The organism is Enterobacter cloacae complex sp. 309I3, assembly GCF_050031595.1.
Classification (GTDB): Bacteria; Pseudomonadota; Gammaproteobacteria; order Enterobacterales; family Enterobacteriaceae; genus Enterobacter; species Enterobacter cloacae.
On record NZ_JBLGWI010000001.1, the window covers coordinates 3766791 to 3783174 of the forward strand.

Consider the following 16384-nt stretch of genomic DNA (forward strand, 5'->3'; position numbering starts at 1 on the left):
AGGATTATCGCTATGCAACAAAATCAGTGTTATCTGGAGGATACTTATCGCTTTAATATATTAAGCGATGTCATTGCTACCGGTGCTGATGAAGGAGGGCAATGGATTGCCCTGCAGGATAATATTTTTCATCCGCAGGGAGGCGGGCAACCTGCAGATCTCGGGTGGGTAAATGACATACCGGTGGTGGTAAAAAAACAGGAATCAGGATTAGTGGTTCTTTATCCGCAGTCTCCTTTTTCGCCGCCGGTTGAAACAAAAGTATCATCAGTTGTATCAGCAGATGCCCGCGCTTACCATGCAGCACTGCATACTGCCGGACATTTACTGAACTGGGAAATGCGCCAGTTCGGGTGGATGGCTGTCCGGGGGCATCATTTCCCCGGTGAGTCGCGTGTGGAATTTAGCGCCATTGATGCTTCAGCTATTCCAGCTGATCGCCTGGAGGCGGCTGAAATTGAACGAATTATTTGCCAGCGTCTGCAGAAGGGAGCGGAAATCCGCAGTTGGTTCGAGGGCACCACCCGGCTATGCCAGATTAACCAATCAGAGGCTATGCCTTGTGCCGGGACACACACTGATGATTTGGCAAAAATTAGCTCATTTAACATTAAGGCGATAAAGTTTAAAAAGGGCACTCTACGGATCAGCTATGATGCCGGGCATGTCCCGCTAAAGGAATGTCATGTCTAATTATTCTATTCTGGCTCCACGCAGCCGACTTTGGATAATTGATCTGGGATTATTGACCGTTGCCCTCTCATGGGGGGCAAGTTATTCCTTGATGCAGCTTATTATCCAGGCAGGGGTCACTGTTCCCCTGTTTTTAATGCTGAGATTCGCACTGGCTGTTCCCTTCATGTTTGTTGGCACTCGTGTCAGATTAAACAGCTTCACTCGTGGTGAAGTGATTAATGGGATCGTATTTGGTGTGCTTCTTTATGCGATCCTAACATTCGAAACGTTTGGTGTTAAACACACCTCAGCTGCAAATGCAGGTTTCTTGATTGCATTATCGGTGGTATTAGTTCCCTTTTTTGAACGTTTTATCGGCAAGAGAAAACAAAGCAAATTCATTTATTTCACCTGTTTTATGTCCCTTGCAGGTGGCGGCATGTTGAGCTTTACGGCCAATGGAAATATTGAGTTCAATCAAGGCGATATTCTTATCTTATCGGCTGCATTGATTCGCGGTTTTCAGATATTTATGTTTGGTCGGCAGACTGCTGGTAAGGATTACTCGCTAATCAATATCACATTGATTGAATTACTGGTTGTCGCGGCCCTCGGCTTGGTTACTATTGTGCTGACCGAACCCACTGCGTTGCAATATATACTTGAAATATCTATTTCGACATGGGGCTTGATTCTCTTTCTGAGTCTGCTGGCAACGGCATTTGCATTCCTGATGCAATTATATGCCGCTAAAATAACCAGTCCGACGCGCGTCGGGTTGATCTTGTCTCTCGAACCGGCCTTTGCAGCTATGTTTGCCATCACCATTATGGGCGAAACCCTTGGTGTGCTGCAAGCAATAGGGGGCGGGATCATTATATGTGCAGCCCTGTTGGGGCGCATTGCTGAAGGGAAGCGTTATGAATGAGCAGCCACATATTGCTATGTTTCATCATGCCGGAGGGAACGCTGCCGCTCTTGATGTACTGGAAAAGCATTTTTCAAACTTCAATGTGAGTAAGTTTGAAATGCCTGGCCGCGGACGCCGCCGTCAGGAAGCGTTACTAACAGATATCAATAAGGTGATTAAGGATTTTTTTCCACAATTGCCACGCCATTGTCCGATAATTTTTATGGGGCATAGTCTCGGCGCCTATGTCGCATATGTAATGGCAAAAAAATACCGTTTCAATGATGCTCGACAAAAAAGTATGCTCGTGGTGATTGGTAATGAACCAATCCATTGCCGTCAGTTTTTTGATTTAACTGAATCCAGTGAAATTGCAAAACATTCATTACTTAATTTTGCGAATCATTTCAGGCAATTACCTGACTGGCTGCAGAAAGAACCCGTTTTGCTGAAGCAATTTTTGCAGGTGCTATCTGCTGATTTGCAGGTTGCTAATTCTATCAGTGAAGAAGATAGCGCTGCGCTTGACGATATTCCAGTATTAGCATTTTACGGAAAAGAGGACCCCTTATTTCTTTTTCCCCCGGAACGATGGCAAGAATGTACCCTCCAGCCATTCAGGCTGGAGGGGATCTCAGGGGGGCATTTTATTTCAGATACACAAGCTCGTGAGATTAGTGAACTAACAATGGATTTTATACGGAACAACAAGGTCTTTAATATATAAATAGCGCAGGCAGGTGAGGGGTAACACAGTAATGCCGCAAACCTGCTGAATTAACCTTGTGTACTGTAAGACATTATTACCGTCGCACTTACCGCATCATCTGCACAAATATAGGCATGTTTAACATCACCTGAGAAGGCATAAAAATCTCCAGGTTGAAGAATAATACTTTCACTGTCAGATATTTTCAGAAGTAATGTGCCAAGGTGAACGATGATATGTTCATGCGTCCCTGAAACATGAGCCGGACTGTTTATTACCACACCTGGTTTCATTTGTAAATGCCATATTTCTGTGATATTGCCCTGGCCGATGCGGAACTTCATTACCTGGGAATAATCACCTTTGTAGTCAGAATTTTTTTCGATATAGGGATAGCGTTCATTATTATTACCGAGCAAATCGCCTAATGTAAGTCTTAGTGCGCTGGCGATGGAATCCAGTGTATCAACGCGAGGATTAGAACCGCCCGATTCGAGCGTGGACAGCGTAGCTTTGGAGACGCCGGAAAGTTTTGCCAGTTCATTAAGTGAAAGATTTCGAGCTATTCGTAACTTTTTTACGTTATTACCAATGTTGGTGTACGTTCTTTTTAAGCGATCGCTCTGTTGTGCATTACTCATCTTTTAATCTTCACTGTCAGGATAAAATTTGTAGCATATTAACATTTTAGGAAGAAAATATCTTCAAAAGTGACACATGAATTCAAACGCGGGCTATCAGTCTGATTTTTCTCATTTGTTAATGTATCAGAGGTTGAAATGTTACTGAATGACTGCATTAAAATTATGGGTTCTGGCATGTTGTTGCTTGTAATGCCTGGCCCAACCAATACTCTTCTCCTTTTCTCAGGGTACGCCAGTGGTATCAGGCCAAGTATAAAAATGATTATTGCCGAATGGGGGGGATACTTTTGTGCAATCACCTTTTGGGGAGTTATTGTGAGTGTCTTAGCTCAACATGGCACGTTTTTACTCGGTATTATTAAATTATTATCAGCATTCTATGTCGCCTGGCTGGCTGTTAAAGTCTGGGGGTTTTCATTACAGTCTCGACCGACAAAAATTGGAATGAAAACCATATTTATTACCACTTTGTTTAACCCTAAATCATTCGTATTTGCGACATATATAATTCCTTCAATTGCTTTCAGAGAGCTTCAGTCTTTCACTGCCGCCATGCTGAGTGTTTTTGTCGCGCTATTGCCTCTTTCTTTTATATGGGTTGCCTGTGGGAAGGGGATAGCCAGGCAAGGCAAGCTGCAATCACGATTATGGCCAATGTTTTTTTATCGCGGTCTGTCGCTGGCGATGGCGAGTTTCGCTGCTTCTATGGTTTACCATTCCGTCGCTGTTTGATGCGAAAACCTAAGGATAACCATGAAAATTTGCTGGTATCAAACACAACGACTAATGAAAGTCTTACCCGATTACATCCATTTCACCGTATTGCGTTTCTCCCTGGATGGTGTGCTGGAGGATGCTTTCCGAGTTTATGATATACCGCTCCCGCGCCGGTTGGCGAACGCATCAGATCAACGCCGGGCTGAATATCTTGCTGGACGGATTGGCGCTCAAAAGTTACTACAACATTTCGATTCCTCGCTATGTGCGCCGCTGATGGCAGATGATCGCGCACCCTCATGGCCTTCTTCCTTTTGTGGGGCAATTTCTCACGATCGCGATTTTGCTTCTGCCGCCGTTATCAAAATGCACCATGGCCGGGTCGGAATAGATATTGAATCGCTCTCACCGAAAATAGCTCTCGATACGATAAGCCAGCGCATAGCCTCTGCCAGGGAAATTGACACATTGGCCAACTCCCGCGATTTGCTTTCGGACCACGTCCTGCCATTGCTTTTTTCTGCTAAAGAGAGTGCCTATAAGGCTTTCCCACGTGATCTTCAACAGCATCTGGACTTTCACAGTATTGAATTGCGCGAGATTGATCCCCACTTGCAGCAGTTTACTTTTAGCCTGACACTTACGCTTAATCATGAATATGAGGAGGGGTTTCGCTTTAACGGCTGGTATACTTTTCTGGGAAATCGGGTTCTGACCTTGGTTCATTTGCATTGACGGATATCGGTGACTCCAGACAATCTCCGCGCTCTTTGCGCCTTCCCTTCCCTTCCCTTCCCTTCGAAAAAAAGCAAAAATCTCAAACAAAATCAATCATCTCCCCCATCAATTACAAAGACTTCAACCCATTTCCGATCACCAGAGTCGACTGATGAAGTCCTTAAAGCCCTGCAGGCTTTTCTGAGCTTGTAATTTATCCCGCAGAGCCCGTAAAATTTTCCGGCTACAAGTGAGCATCACGCCATTAAACGTTATTCCTCTCATGCTCAATGAGCCATTCTTTTCGAGAAATCCCCCCTCCATAACCCGTCATCGCTCCATCTTTACCAATTATCCTGTGGCAAGGGATCACAATCGCAATTCGGTTTGCACCATTAGCAGCAGCGACAGCGCGCACAGCATTTGGCTTATTCATCCGTAGTGAGATGGCCTGATAGTGTGAGGTCTGTCCATAGGGAACTGACCGCAGCTCGCGCCAGACGGATTGTTGAAAATCACTCCCCGGGGCATCTACAGAGAGATCAAACTGTCGGCGCGTTCCGGCAAAATACTCGCTGATCTCTTTTACTGTCTGCCGGGTATGGCTGTTTTCTCCGGTGACGATTCTGGCGTTAAATAAACGCTGAATATCGCGAAATTCTGTTTCTAACATCCGGCGATCGGTAAACTCCAGTAGACAAACTCCCCGCTCTGTCGCACAGACAAACATCGGCCCAAGCGTCGTGGTAAAACGGTGAATGACAATCACCTGGGTTGCCTGAGTCGGCGCTGCACCAGTAAGTCGCTTGTAGGTATAACCAAACCCACTCAGGGATTCATAGCCGTTGTCCAGCGCAACGTCAGTCGCCGTTCGTCCGCTTTTGAGCTCCTGCATGGCAACGTTCACCCGCTGCATTCGCTGGAAAGCCTGAAAAGTGATGCCGTGATGTTGCAGAAACCAGCGCCTTACCCGCTCCGGACTGATTCCATGCTGGCGAAGCTCCGCGTCTGCAACACGGGATTTAATATCGCGCCTGACAAGCGCAAGCGCCTGTTCAACAAATAATGGCGCGCTGTGCGCATTCTCAGCGGGTCTGCAGACCTTACAGGGCCGAAAGCCGGCTGCAAGGGCAGATTTGGCATCTTTATAAAATTCGACATTTTCACGTTTGGGCTTTCGCGCCCGACATACCGAAATGCAGAATACGCCAGTGGTTTTGACGCCGACAAAAAACACGCCAGTATATTCTGAAGCACGTTCAAGTAATGCCTGATACCAGATATCACATAAATTCTTATCGGTTATTTTCATCACCAAAAAGTCCTTCAAACGTCTGACGAGATCGGATCGCATGCATGACATCAGTCAGCGTTGACTGCATGGCTGAATGCACAAAATTGCCCATGGAAATGCGGCTTACTCCGGCCAGCTTCAGCCTGCCGAACGACGGAAGGTCGGGCATACACATGACATTAAGAGGCAAAGCCGTTGCCTCTGCAATGAGGCTGATGTCTTTCTCTGACGTCAGACAGGGAACAAAAAGGCCGTCAGCACCTGCAGCTTTATAACTTTGACCCCGTAATATCGTCTCATGCAACGCATCTACATGCCCGAGCAGGTAAGTGTCAGTCCGGATGTTCAGAAACAGGCTATGATTTTCGCTTCTCAGCGCATCGCATGTCCTCAGGGTACAGGTAAAATCAGAGGCATGGTCAAGCTGACGCACCCCGTTTATGACTCTGCTGTCTTCAAGGTTAACGCCTGCGACGCCTGCTTGAGCAAGGCGCCTGAGATTGGCTGTTATCTCTTCGGCTGAATCACCATACCCTGCTTCCATGTCAACGCTCAATGGCAGCTTGCTGACAGCCTGGATACGGGTGACCATATAAAATAACGCATCAAATGGCATTCCCTGCCCGTCTTCATATCCCAGTGTGGACGCGATTGCTGCGCTGGACGTTCCCAATGCCTGATAACCTGCTTCTTGCGCTGCTACAGCACTGGCGGCATCCCAGACATTAGCGATAAGAAGTGGCTCATGCTGGTTGTGGAGTTCTGCAAAGTTCATATCCATGTCCTCTCGATAGATTGAAAATGAATCTAAGCAGTCAGCAAGAACGTCACAACCGAAATTCAGACGACCATTTTTTTAGCAAACGTCGTCTGAACCCGGGGCGAACCAGACCGAAACCTTTCAAGGTCGGGTTCAGGCTTTCAGCATGGCAAGAACCGCCCATCGTGCCGCATCGTCTGCGATATTTTTCGGCAGCGCATCAGCCCGCAGAGTGATATAAGCGTCAATAGCCTTTCTGATGGCAATGCTGACGGAGTCACGATCGTGCGTTGCCAGCGTGGATGCAAGCAGGCCATCAGGATCAATGCCATGGAATTCAATGCGGCGAACCCCACGTTGCGGTAGATTTGCCCGACGGCACAGCATAGGTCCCAGCACTTGCTCGCGAAAGAATGACAGCATACCAATCGCTTCAAAGAGTTCGCCCCTTCCCAGTTTCACCACCGCATAATGAAGCCAGATCCAGGCTCGGGACTCAAACCACTCCGACGTCATGTCAGGCCATTGAGCACTATATTTTGCCAGTTGTTGTTCCAGAGCCAGGTGATCGCGGGTAAATAACACTGCAGGCTCCTCTACGCGTTGAGTGAGCATGTCCAGTGTGACAAATTTCAGATCGACATGGAGGAGTTCAGGACCATACAGGCATATAAGCAGACGAGGCTCTCCGACATGTTCCCCGGTGAAGGCATGCAGCAAATGCCCCAGTGTTCCGGCGAACTCAATACGCTGCGCCATGATCTCGTCATAGCTGAGAGGGTCTACCACAACGACAAAATCGAGATCGGAGTAAATATCGAACCCGCCATGAATAAGCGAGCCGCCAGCGAGAAGAGAGTGAATTCGCGAATCAGCCTGAAATTTAAGCTTGAGTTGCTCTGCAAAACTTCTGTGTAAATCGGGTAATGTACTTAGCATACTTTTTCCTGTTCACAAAAAAGACAAAGCATTACAGAATATCGAGCTCTTTAAATAAGGGCCAGATATTTTTTGCAGGAACCGTCTTGTCCCTGAGGAGTTTACTCGCTTAGCCATAAAGCAATCTCTTAGATATGAAGGGCATAGTTATGTTCTGACTGCCGAGCTCGCAGTGCGCTTTGTCTGACTGCAGGCACGATATCGTGATTCATCACTTCAGCGAGTGTTGAATCTGTTTTTGCTCAGCCATAACTGTTATTGTTTTATATAATTTAAGCAGGAGCATTCAACATTCAGGAGTGATGGGTGATAGATGCGCAACAGGAAGCGAAACTTCGTTCATACGGGTTTACTGATAAAAACATTACGGCTTTGCGTGCCGTACTTGAAGATCCGAAACGTAAAGATCGGACTCTGCATTCACTTTTAGTTGAGCTAAAACGACGCTTCTACACGTCCTGGATCATTGTCATTGGTTTACTGTTTTTTGCTACCTATGCCACTATCACTAATGATTATGGTAATGGTTGGATTTATTTCGCAATAATTATCGTTTTATCTCTTTTTATATTGGGAATGGCACCGCTCTCTGTTTCATGGAAGGCGGTGAAATTTTTAAGCAACGAAGGTTAACTCTCCTTTCTGTCTAACGAGCAAACTCTTTTTCATCGGTATTATAGGTTTTCACATTTTATAAACTTTATAAGCTAATTTTCACCATTAATAGCCAATGCAGGCCCTGTCATCAAATACGATGAGGCGTTACATTAAAAACTATTTTCATGCGTTCAATATCAAAAAGCATAAAAACATTGCTGTAATTACAGGGACGACTAATGAATGTTGCATTCAAAAAATTGTATAGTGTTTATATAGGGAGAAAATTAGCCAGAGATATTATCTCTACCACGCTGTTCGTCATGATGAGGTGCTGAATGGGATTCACATACCCCGCCGTTGCTGGTGCAATGCAGAATGATCAGAGAGCCTTTTCTGCTGCTCTAGCTTCGCTGCAAGGAACGGCGTCAAACTTTGCTGCACATTGTATACAGGACTCGCGTGTCAGAGAGCAATATTTGCGCGATATTCAGAAAATGTCTGCTGAGTTTGTGCAAGCAGTGGAGAGTGGAAAAATGTCTCCCCGAGAAGCAGCAACTTTAGCCTCCCAAACGCGTAACGAAATACTCGACCTTTCGCGGCTAAGAAACAGCCCTGTAGGTAAAGCCTATGCTAAAAAGCTAAAACCATCGGGACGCACGATGGCTGACCTTACCGAACATTATGCGACTAAAATGTTTCAGCAATCTTTTGAGTCTTTATCGGAAAGGCAGCAGGCCACTGTATTCAAGGAAATGATCCAGTCGGCCGGACGTGACAGGGGCGTGGTATCAGGTATTGCTAAAACATTGGGTAAGGCTGGTAAACGGGTTATCTTCGTTTCTTTAGCGGTCGCCGCGTATGAAATTTATCAGGCAGAATATAAAAGCACCGAAACAATGCACCAGGGCGCTATAGTTACTGCGGGTATTGCAGGCGGATGGGGAGCGGGTGCAGCGGTGGTAGCCACGGGTGTGTGCGCAGCAACTGCGCCCGTTTGTATTGGTGTTGCGGCATTAGTGGGCGGAATTCTTGCGTCGATTGGAACAGACCTCCTGTTCGGAACCGTGTATGTTTCACCGCAAGGGAGAAATTAAAATGCATTTGACTGAAACCCAGCTGATCGCCCGCGTCCCCGTCTGGCACGCCTTATCAGAACTTTTTACCGGGCGCGAACTCCAGGAGTATGACTATCAATGGATGGCAGAGGTGCTGAAAAAATCCGGATTAAACCGGGAAGAGATCTTCAGAATTGTGGATGAGGAAGTCGCCCCTGCTCTACAGGCTAACCTGCTTTACAACCCAACGCCGGTGATGGACGGTTGGTCAGAGGAAGACATCAAACGGCTTGTGACAGCGTATTTGAACAGAAAGCCGACAATTATCGAACGCATCATTCCGGCCCGGGTACTGTTAAAACAACGGCGCAAACACATCAGCAAGGAACTTAACAGGCTATCCGCTGAGCTTGATAAAGGCATGTAATAAGTTATAAAGCGAGATGATAACCAAAGAATGTTAATAGCACAGGTCTTCTCGCACAAACAAAAAACCCGCACACCTCAGGTATGCGGGCTTTTTTATACCAGTAAGGTCACTCTTACTCGGCGACCACAAACCCCGGCAGATCGGCATCGAAGTAGTTGTGATACATATTCATCACTTCGGGATTACGGAAGCTGTAGGTTTTCAGCAGCCAGCGTTTTTCTGCAGAGTAGGGATCTCTCACCTGGATGATTTCCCGGTTGTGTAAAGAGTCCTGATTGGCGAAGGAGAACAGGTCGCCTTTGTTAATAGCAACGCGGCCTTTTGCCGCTTTGGTGATGGCCACCTTAAGGTCAATTAATGCTTTGATCGCCTCTGCTGGCGCATCCGGAAAATACGTTGTGCGTGTGTCGTAGTAACGGAAAGTATGAATATTCTCCAGGATCGGATGCAGCTCAGAATCAATCTGGCTGGCGTTCGAGTCGCGAGAGTATTCATCAAAAGGGGTAATAAAAAGTGGCTTGCGTAACCACTCCTGGGATTCAGCCTTTAAATTATCCAGAATCGCTTTACCGTCCAGGTAGCCGGTAAAAATCAGGTTTTCTTCGCTGCAACGCATGCCTAATAAACTGAGAAAATCAGCGCGCACCGGGTGAGCGGTGCGATCGTTGTGGTAATAAAGTTCGCCGTCCGTTTTTTGCGTTTGTGTGTTGCTGTATTTTTTGTCGGCATAAACATCATGGAAAAAATCACCGTTGTTGCGCGTACGGTAGGCCAGTAACGGGGAGTCGGTGAGCTGAGCGAACAGCTCCAGCAGGGCCTCTCCTACAAAGGTGAGCTTTTTGGCGTACTTATCGTTAACGGGATTGGACTGATCAAATTCAGGAATGATGGTGTCGAGTGGTACGTTTTTTAATAAATGCGCGTTAATGCCTTGATCCTTGCGCTCTTGCCTGACGCGCTCGCAGGCCTGAACAAAAAAAGTGGGCACCAGACCATTTTCGATGAGTTCGGTGATGGACTGCTTGAAGAGTTTGTAGTCTGTATAAGGGCTGATGGTGACACGGCTGATAAGTTTTGATAGCTCATCTTTTTGAAGATCGTTAAACTCTAGCTGGGTGATCATAGTTTGATTGCCTTATGTACGCTCAAAACAGACGCTGCACCCTGAGAAAGTAAGGCGTCTTGTTTTGAGTCTTATGGTTGTATTGGATTAAATCTTTCCTGTTTGCCTTGCGTAAGCGAACAAGCCACCGGCGGCGACAATGTTCGCAAGTTCCCCTACCGGAGCGGTTTTCAGAATCCCATCAGCAGTACCAATCTGATGAGCGTCTAAATCGATTTCAATGGTATCCCCCGTTTTCAGCGCACGGATATCACAGCCTTCATTCAGCGTGACGGGCATGATTTGCCCCGTGGATACACAGTTACGGAAAAATATGCGGGCGAACGACTGGGCGACGACGGCCTTCACGCCGGATGCCCCCAGAGCCACCACCGCATGCTCGCGCGATGAGCCACAGCCGAAATTTTTCCCGGCCACAATAAAGTCATAACCGGCTCGCTGCGTCTGCGGGTTAATAAACGGCAGCGCCCCTTCCGGCAGTCCGCACATGGCGAGCGTTGCCAGCTCTTCACGCCCCTCGGCAGAGGCCGGGTTAATTTTCAAATATTCAGCCGTTAATATCTGGTCGGTATCGATATTGTCGCCTAACACATAAACTGTACCGCGCATTACGTTATTAATAGTCATTAGTTAAGTACCGTTCTGGATTAGTAATAAAACCGGTCACTGCCGCAGCAGCCACTGCATAAGGCGAGGCCAGATAAATCATCGCGCCTTTATTTCCCATCCGCCCCACAAAGTTACGGTTGGTGGTGGAGATCACGCTTATCGGATCCCTGACTCTCCCAAAGGTGTCCGCTGGCCCGCCACAGCAAGCCGCGCAGCCGGGTTCAGAAGATAATTTAACGCCAGCCCGGGTCAGGATTTCATACACGGATCGGCCCTTCACCTGGGTGGTGATCAGATTATGAAAAACCTCTTTGGTCGCGGGAACGGCGTAGGTTGGGATGGCCACCTTGCGCTGCCACAGTATTTCCGCGGCAGCGATAAAATCATCCGTTTTACCGCCCGTGCAGGAGCCAATATAGGCTTGCGAAATGGCAATATTTTCCAGCTGTGCCACTGCCACCACATTATCCGGGGAGTGTGGCCGCGCAATCACGCTGGTTAATGCCGAGACGTCAATATCAATCGTGCGGACGTAATGCGCGTTTTCATCAGGCGTCACCACGGAATACGGGACGGTGGTTCTGGTCGCCAGGTAATCCAGCGTGGCCTGGTTTGGCACCATAATGCCGTTTTTAGCCCCGCACTCCACAACCATATTGCACATCGTCATTCGCTCTTCGACCGATAATTCATCGATGACGTTGCCGGTAAATTCGATGGCATTATAGGTCGCCCCTTCCACGCCCAGCTCTTTCATTAACACCAGAATTAAATCTTTCGCCTGAACGCTTTTCGCTTTTTTACCGTAGTAATTCACTTTTATGGTGGCGGGAACCATCAACGGGATCTCCCCCGTACCCAGGGCGTACGCCCCGTCGGTGATCCCCACGCCAATGGCGAAGGTGCCAAAGGCCCCGGCGGTCACGGTGTGAGAATCGGTCCCCAACAACACCTCTCCCGGCCGGGTGTGTCCCCCTTCCGCCAGGCCGATATGACACACGCCTTTATAGTCCGGGGTGCCCACATCATAAAAATGGGTAATATTTTGCGCTTTTGCGAATTCCCGCATTACCCGAATATTTTGATTCGCCTGCGGGTCGGCGGAATAAACAAAGTGGTCAGGGATCATAATAAAGCGATCCGGGTTCCAGACTTTTGCCTCTTCACCAAATTCTTTTTTAAATACGCTGGCGACGCCAGGCGTGCAGGGATCGTGGGACATTAATACATCAACATTCACGAAAAGCACTTCACCCGGTGAAACATGCGATCTCTTGCTGGCTCTGGCGATTATTTTTTCGGTTAACGTCATCCCCGGCTTTATATTTACCGACGCATAATCATCAGTTTCGTGAATATTCATTTTTCTCTCCTCTTTATCTGATGGGGAAATTACACCGTACAGAGGAGGGGCTTTCAACGGGAATCCGTTATTCGTCAGATTAGTTTCATTTTGCGTATGAATTGTTCCTCAGGTGGAACTGTGCTCCCCGCTGCGCAAATTCTTTAAGTAAAGCAGTGCAGATATGCATACCACCAGAATATAGATCAGGCAGAAGATCAGCATCAGCGTGGAAAAGTCCCGGCTCACCAGCAGCCACGCCCCAACGGCCAGTAAAAAAGCATTGGCCAGCCCGAAATCACGCTCCATGCGCCCGAACACGCGCATACGTTCATCCGGGGTATTGGCAGAGAGATCGAGGTTAGCAAGCGTGACGGGCCGGATCGTCCCGGAGCCAAACCCCAGCAGCACCAGCGCCAGCAGCCCGGAGACAAAATAGTCCATGCCTCTCGCTGCAAGCCATTCATTGCTGGCAAAAAGCCCCAGCGCCGCCGTCATAAAAAGGCTTGTCGTCGCCAGTAACGCCGTTACCCCAAACCGTGCGATAAACGGCCCGGCTATTTTGATCGCTCCCCAGGACGAGAGCGTAAAGCAGCTCAGCACGGCACCGAAAAGCAGCGGGTCGACATTCACCATAATAAAGTAGAACGGGATAAAGCCGATGAACGGCGCCAGCGTAAAAGCGCGTGAAATGGAATAGAACAGCATCCAGAAGAGCTGGTCCCCTCTGGGCGAAAAAGAGACCCGCTCAACAGGCCGGGCAGGTTCGGGCTCTGCCTCCTGCACGCGAATCAACGCCACACACCCGGAGGAGATAACGCTCACCACAATGGCGGCGATAAACGGCCACTGGGGGTTATAGTCAAACAGAATACTCCCCAGCGACCCGGCGATCAGGGTGGCAATAAACATCCCGCTTTGCGACGTGGTCTGGATCTGCATAAACCGGTGCTGGTCGCCTGCGGTGAGCTGGCGCAGCAGGGCAGCATCCGTGGTCAGCGCAATGGTAAATCCCGCGCCGCCAAGCAGCTGCGACACCACCAGCAGAGAGAGGTTAACCTCACTTTGCCGGGTGCTCCAGAGCATCAGCGCCATTCCCAGCGCCTTCATCAGTTCGCCTGCAATCACCGTCTGTCTGGGTGACAAAAAGCGCAGCAGCCAGCCGGGTATGCCGCTGCTGAAGGTGCTGGTCAATCCATACAGCGCCAGCAGGAAAATAATCCGGTACATCCCCATGTCTATTGTCCAGAAATAGAGCAGCAAGACGGGAAGATGGAAATAGCAACGGGAAATAATACGGTAGGCCAGGAACAGGCCATGGTTGCCAGACCCGGGATGAAACCGGCGCGTCGTCATGACGCCAGCATCGCCATAATATCCATATCTCCCGCACGAAGGATTTTAATCTCCTTCTCCAGTAACGAGACGATGGTGCTGGAGACCGTCGTCACCGGGCGCTGGGCTGCGGGCAGAATATAGCCCACACGGTCGCCAAACGTCTGGCGGGCGGCATCAATGTCGATCAGGCAGTCAGACTCCACGCCGGAAAGATTGGCAGAACTCATCCCCAGCGGGCGGCCAAACAGCGCAATCACCTCTCGCAACACGCTCTGATGATTGCACACCAGAGAGATGGAGTCCGGCTTCAGATAGGGGTTCTGAGGCACATTGTCCGATGCCGGAACCACCACATTCAGCGCGCCGGGCATGGCACCAATCAGTTTGTCGAGCGCAGCGCGGTGCTGGACCTTATCGACGGCGATGTAATCCCATGCCTGCGCCGGTTCCGCGACGAAAAGCGTCAGCGGTTTCTGTCGTTCGCGTTTTTTGAGATCGTAAATTTTCTGGCAGGCGTCAATGTTCCACGGGTCTGCCGCCAGGGCGTAATTCGTGTCCGTGGGGACCAGAACCACCTCGCCGCGCTTCAGGGCGGCGACCGTATTGTGTATATGCTGCATCTCTTTTCCTGTTTAAATGTTGACGGTTACGCTACGTCCCGCGAGGCAGAAACTGGCGGGATCCGGCACGTCTTTCCAGTCGATATCGATATGTGCAGTCAGCACTTTTACGGGCAACTGCCGGCGCGCGATTTCAGGCGGGGGCTGTACGTCCCTCTCCCCGACCGCTACGCGTCCACTCCCAGCGCGGAGGGTTCTTATCGTTCCTTTCCAGCGCGTGGCGGATGCGGTGGTCAGACGCACCGTTACCGCCATCCCCGGGCGCAGACTGCCGGCGTCAGCCTCATCAAAAAACGCCTCTACCCAGCGGGTGCGGCAATCCAGAATGCGCACAATCGGGGTGCCGTTCTGGACGCTCGCACCACTCTCCTCCGTCACGTCCCAGATCACGCCGTCCGTGCTGCTGTTGAGCGCCGCCTGCTGACGGGAGTGAAGGAGCGCAGCGACTTCCTGAATGCTTTGCGTCGTCGCCTGCTTGCGGGCAATCAGCTGTAGCTTCTCCTGCTGCATATTCTCGATTGTGAGCGACATATCGCGCTGATTCTGCTGTGGCGCATCCAGCGTTCTTGGCCCTGTCAGCTGAAGGCCGGATTTGGCGGCATTCACGTCCAGTAAACGCTGACGGAGCTCGGCCGCTTTCGCCTCCTGGCTGGCCTGCAACACCCGGGTGTTGTTCTTACGCTCTTCATACTCCATGCGGCTGATGAAACGCTGCTGGTAGAGATTTTCATAGCGCTGAAGCTGCTGTCGGGAGAAGGCGGTTTGCGCCGTAATCGCGCTCAGCTCCTCCTTCAGTTGCACAAACGTGGCAGCCGATTGTTTCTCACCTAACTGCTGCTGCATCCTGCTCTCGGCGAGGTACTGCTGCCGCTGCTGCTGATAAACCTGCAGTCGTTGATCGATCCCCGAAATTTGCTTGTCGAGTTCAGCAAGCTGGATCTCCAGCGCGCTGCGCTGGGCCACCAGGCCGGGGATCTGGTCGTTCGCCTGCGTGGTGACCACATTTCCCAGCGATTGCCGGGCCCGGACCGCCTGTCCCGGCGCGATGTTCTTCGCCAGCACCAGCTGTCCCGGCAGCGGGGAGAGCACCGTGGATATTCGGCCATTGATAAAGGCCTCCTTGCTGGAGACCCCCATTCCCGCAAAAAACAACAGAACAATGGCCACCAGCACGCCACCCGCCACGCCCCATTTGAGCAGGCTATACCGGGCGAAAACCGCTCTGATTCGGTTAATCACACACGCCTCATTAACGCTTATACAGCGTGACGACGCTGGCTTTCTCAAGGGTATGCATGTTGATGAGGAAACGTATCACCGCGTTTGGCAGATCCGGCGTTACGCCCAGGTCATCGCAGCTCAGGGCGTGCAGGGTGAAGATATAGCGGTGCGGAATATCCCCCTCTGGCGGGCAGCAACCGCCGTAGCCAGGCGCGCCAAAATCGGAGCTAGCGTGTTTGATGTCGGGTGTGTTCGCCGGGTTTCCCGCGTCTGCCGCAAGCCCGGTCAGGCTGGCAGGAATGTTATACGCCACCCAGTGCCAGAAACCGCTGCCCGTTGGCGCATCAGGATCGTACGCGGTTACGGCAAAACTTTTGGTTCCCTGCGGGACATTTTCCCAGGACAAGGCGGGCGAGACATTATCGCCATTCCCCCCAAAATTATGATATTCGTTCGCTTTGGAGAGAAAAGCGTAGTCACTTAAACCTGCAATAGATACTTTCATAGCGTTAACCTCTGTTTAAAAATCGGTATTTACCGGTGGGTTGTTCTATTGGTAACCGATTGAAAGCAAAACCGGTAACAGAATTAACCAACCCGGCATATTGCCCAGGAATAACGCGATATTGTTCCAACACTGAAACAATGCGGTGAAAATTTCTCTGCTGATTGCGAAGCCTC

At 49.7% G+C, this 16384-nt stretch carries 19 protein-coding genes; 8 read left to right on the top strand and 11 right to left on the bottom strand.

Annotation, left to right across the window (positions count from 1 at the left end; translation table 11 throughout):
- The first annotated feature begins 12 nt into the window (after positions 1 to 12).
- From ACQG22_RS18020 to ACQG22_RS18030, 3 genes are read left to right on the top strand one after another with little or no spacing between them, the layout of a single operon-like run.
- Positions 13 to 693, top strand: coding sequence for an alanyl-tRNA synthetase (locus ACQG22_RS18020; RefSeq protein ID WP_013098363.1), 681 nt, complete (start codon positions 13 to 15; stop codon positions 691 to 693).
- Positions 686 to 1603, top strand: a complete 918-nt coding sequence (locus tag ACQG22_RS18025) for a DMT family transporter (RefSeq protein ID WP_369706688.1) — start codon at positions 686 to 688, stop codon at positions 1601 to 1603. The genes ACQG22_RS18020 and ACQG22_RS18025 overlap by 8 nt, the downstream gene beginning before the upstream one ends.
- Entirely contained in the window at positions 1596 to 2312 is a 717-nt protein-coding gene (locus ACQG22_RS18030; protein ID WP_095428041.1) for a thioesterase II family protein, read from the top strand. The genes ACQG22_RS18025 and ACQG22_RS18030 overlap by 8 nt, the downstream gene beginning before the upstream one ends.
- A gap of 50 nt (positions 2313 to 2362) precedes the next feature.
- On the opposite strand, the gene ACQG22_RS18035 is transcribed toward ACQG22_RS18030, so the two are convergent.
- Positions 2363 to 2935, bottom strand: a complete 573-nt coding sequence (locus ACQG22_RS18035; protein ID WP_013098365.1) for a helix-turn-helix domain-containing protein — start codon at positions 2933 to 2935, stop codon at positions 2363 to 2365.
- 138 nt (positions 2936 to 3073) lie between these two features.
- Here ACQG22_RS18035 and ACQG22_RS18040 point away from each other — a divergent pair, with 138 nt between their 5' ends.
- Complete coding sequence (locus tag ACQG22_RS18040) at positions 3074 to 3670, top strand: LysE family translocator (RefSeq protein ID WP_038420437.1); 597 nt, start codon at positions 3074 to 3076, stop codon at positions 3668 to 3670.
- Positions 3671 to 3691: 21 nt separating this feature from the next.
- Complete coding sequence (locus tag ACQG22_RS18045) at positions 3692 to 4390, top strand: 4'-phosphopantetheinyl transferase family protein (RefSeq protein WP_369706687.1); 699 nt, start codon at positions 3692 to 3694, stop codon at positions 4388 to 4390.
- Between the two features lie 247 nt (positions 4391 to 4637).
- Here ACQG22_RS18045 and ACQG22_RS18050 read toward each other — a convergent pair whose 3' ends face one another.
- The 3 genes from ACQG22_RS18050 to ACQG22_RS18060 form a co-directional block, all read right to left on the bottom strand.
- Positions 4638 to 5684 (bottom strand): bifunctional transcriptional activator/DNA repair enzyme AdaA, encoded by a 1047-nt coding sequence (locus ACQG22_RS18050; protein WP_062935016.1) that lies wholly within the window; start codon positions 5682 to 5684, stop codon positions 4638 to 4640.
- The gene (locus tag ACQG22_RS18055) at positions 5668 to 6441 is read right to left on the bottom strand and encodes an isocitrate lyase/PEP mutase family protein (RefSeq protein WP_369706686.1); all 774 of its coding nucleotides are present in this window, start codon (positions 6439 to 6441) and stop codon (positions 5668 to 5670) included. The genes ACQG22_RS18050 and ACQG22_RS18055 overlap by 17 nt, the downstream gene beginning before the upstream one ends.
- A 138-nt stretch (positions 6442 to 6579) precedes the next feature.
- Positions 6580 to 7365: a nucleotidyltransferase domain-containing protein gene (locus tag ACQG22_RS18060; RefSeq protein WP_369706685.1), complete on the bottom strand. Its 786-nt coding sequence runs from the start codon at positions 7363 to 7365 to the stop codon at positions 6580 to 6582.
- Positions 7366 to 7671: 306 nt separating this feature from the next.
- Between ACQG22_RS18060 and ACQG22_RS18065 the strand changes: the two genes are divergently transcribed.
- From ACQG22_RS18065 to ACQG22_RS18075, 3 genes are all read left to right on the top strand, one after another.
- Positions 7672 to 7998 carry a hypothetical protein gene (locus ACQG22_RS18065; protein ID WP_251109144.1) on the top strand — a complete coding sequence of 109 codons (327 nt, stop codon included), beginning with the start codon at positions 7672 to 7674 and terminating at the stop codon, positions 7996 to 7998.
- Positions 7999 to 8300: 302 nt separating this feature from the next.
- Positions 8301 to 9059, top strand: coding sequence for a hypothetical protein (locus ACQG22_RS18070; RefSeq protein ID WP_348569344.1), 759 nt, complete (start codon positions 8301 to 8303; stop codon positions 9057 to 9059).
- Position 9060: 1 nt separating this feature from the next.
- Positions 9061 to 9447, top strand: coding sequence for a DUF7079 family protein (locus tag ACQG22_RS18075; RefSeq protein ID WP_038420448.1), 387 nt, complete (start codon positions 9061 to 9063; stop codon positions 9445 to 9447).
- Between the two features lie 115 nt (positions 9448 to 9562).
- Here the strand turns inward: ACQG22_RS18075 and ACQG22_RS18080 are convergent, their stop codons facing one another.
- The 7 genes from ACQG22_RS18080 to ACQG22_RS18110 form a co-directional block, all read right to left on the bottom strand.
- The gene (locus ACQG22_RS18080; protein ID WP_369706684.1) at positions 9563 to 10573 is read right to left on the bottom strand and encodes a TauD/TfdA family dioxygenase; all 1011 of its coding nucleotides are present in this window, start codon (positions 10571 to 10573) and stop codon (positions 9563 to 9565) included.
- Between the two features lie 87 nt (positions 10574 to 10660).
- Entirely contained in the window at positions 10661 to 11200 is a 540-nt protein-coding gene (locus ACQG22_RS18085) for a 3-isopropylmalate dehydratase small subunit (protein ID WP_013098375.1), read from the bottom strand.
- Entirely contained in the window at positions 11190 to 12545 is a 1356-nt protein-coding gene (locus ACQG22_RS18090; protein WP_029882099.1) for a 3-isopropylmalate dehydratase large subunit, read from the bottom strand. Before ACQG22_RS18090 ends, ACQG22_RS18085 begins: the two co-directional genes overlap by 11 nt.
- Before the next feature lie 108 nt (positions 12546 to 12653).
- The gene (locus ACQG22_RS18095) at positions 12654 to 13880 is read right to left on the bottom strand and encodes an MFS transporter (RefSeq protein WP_369706683.1); all 1227 of its coding nucleotides are present in this window, start codon (positions 13878 to 13880) and stop codon (positions 12654 to 12656) included.
- Positions 13877 to 14482, bottom strand: a complete 606-nt coding sequence (locus ACQG22_RS18100; RefSeq protein WP_020690754.1) for an L-threonylcarbamoyladenylate synthase — start codon at positions 14480 to 14482, stop codon at positions 13877 to 13879. The genes ACQG22_RS18095 and ACQG22_RS18100 overlap by 4 nt, the downstream gene beginning before the upstream one ends.
- A 12-nt stretch (positions 14483 to 14494) precedes the next feature.
- Positions 14495 to 15721: an HlyD family secretion protein gene (locus ACQG22_RS18105; RefSeq protein WP_045901484.1), complete on the bottom strand. Its 1227-nt coding sequence runs from the start codon at positions 15719 to 15721 to the stop codon at positions 14495 to 14497.
- Positions 15722 to 15731: 10 nt separating this feature from the next.
- Positions 15732 to 16208: a YbhB/YbcL family Raf kinase inhibitor-like protein gene (locus ACQG22_RS18110; RefSeq protein ID WP_062729677.1), complete on the bottom strand. Its 477-nt coding sequence runs from the start codon at positions 16206 to 16208 to the stop codon at positions 15732 to 15734.
- Between the last annotated feature and the right edge of the window lie 176 nt (positions 16209 to 16384).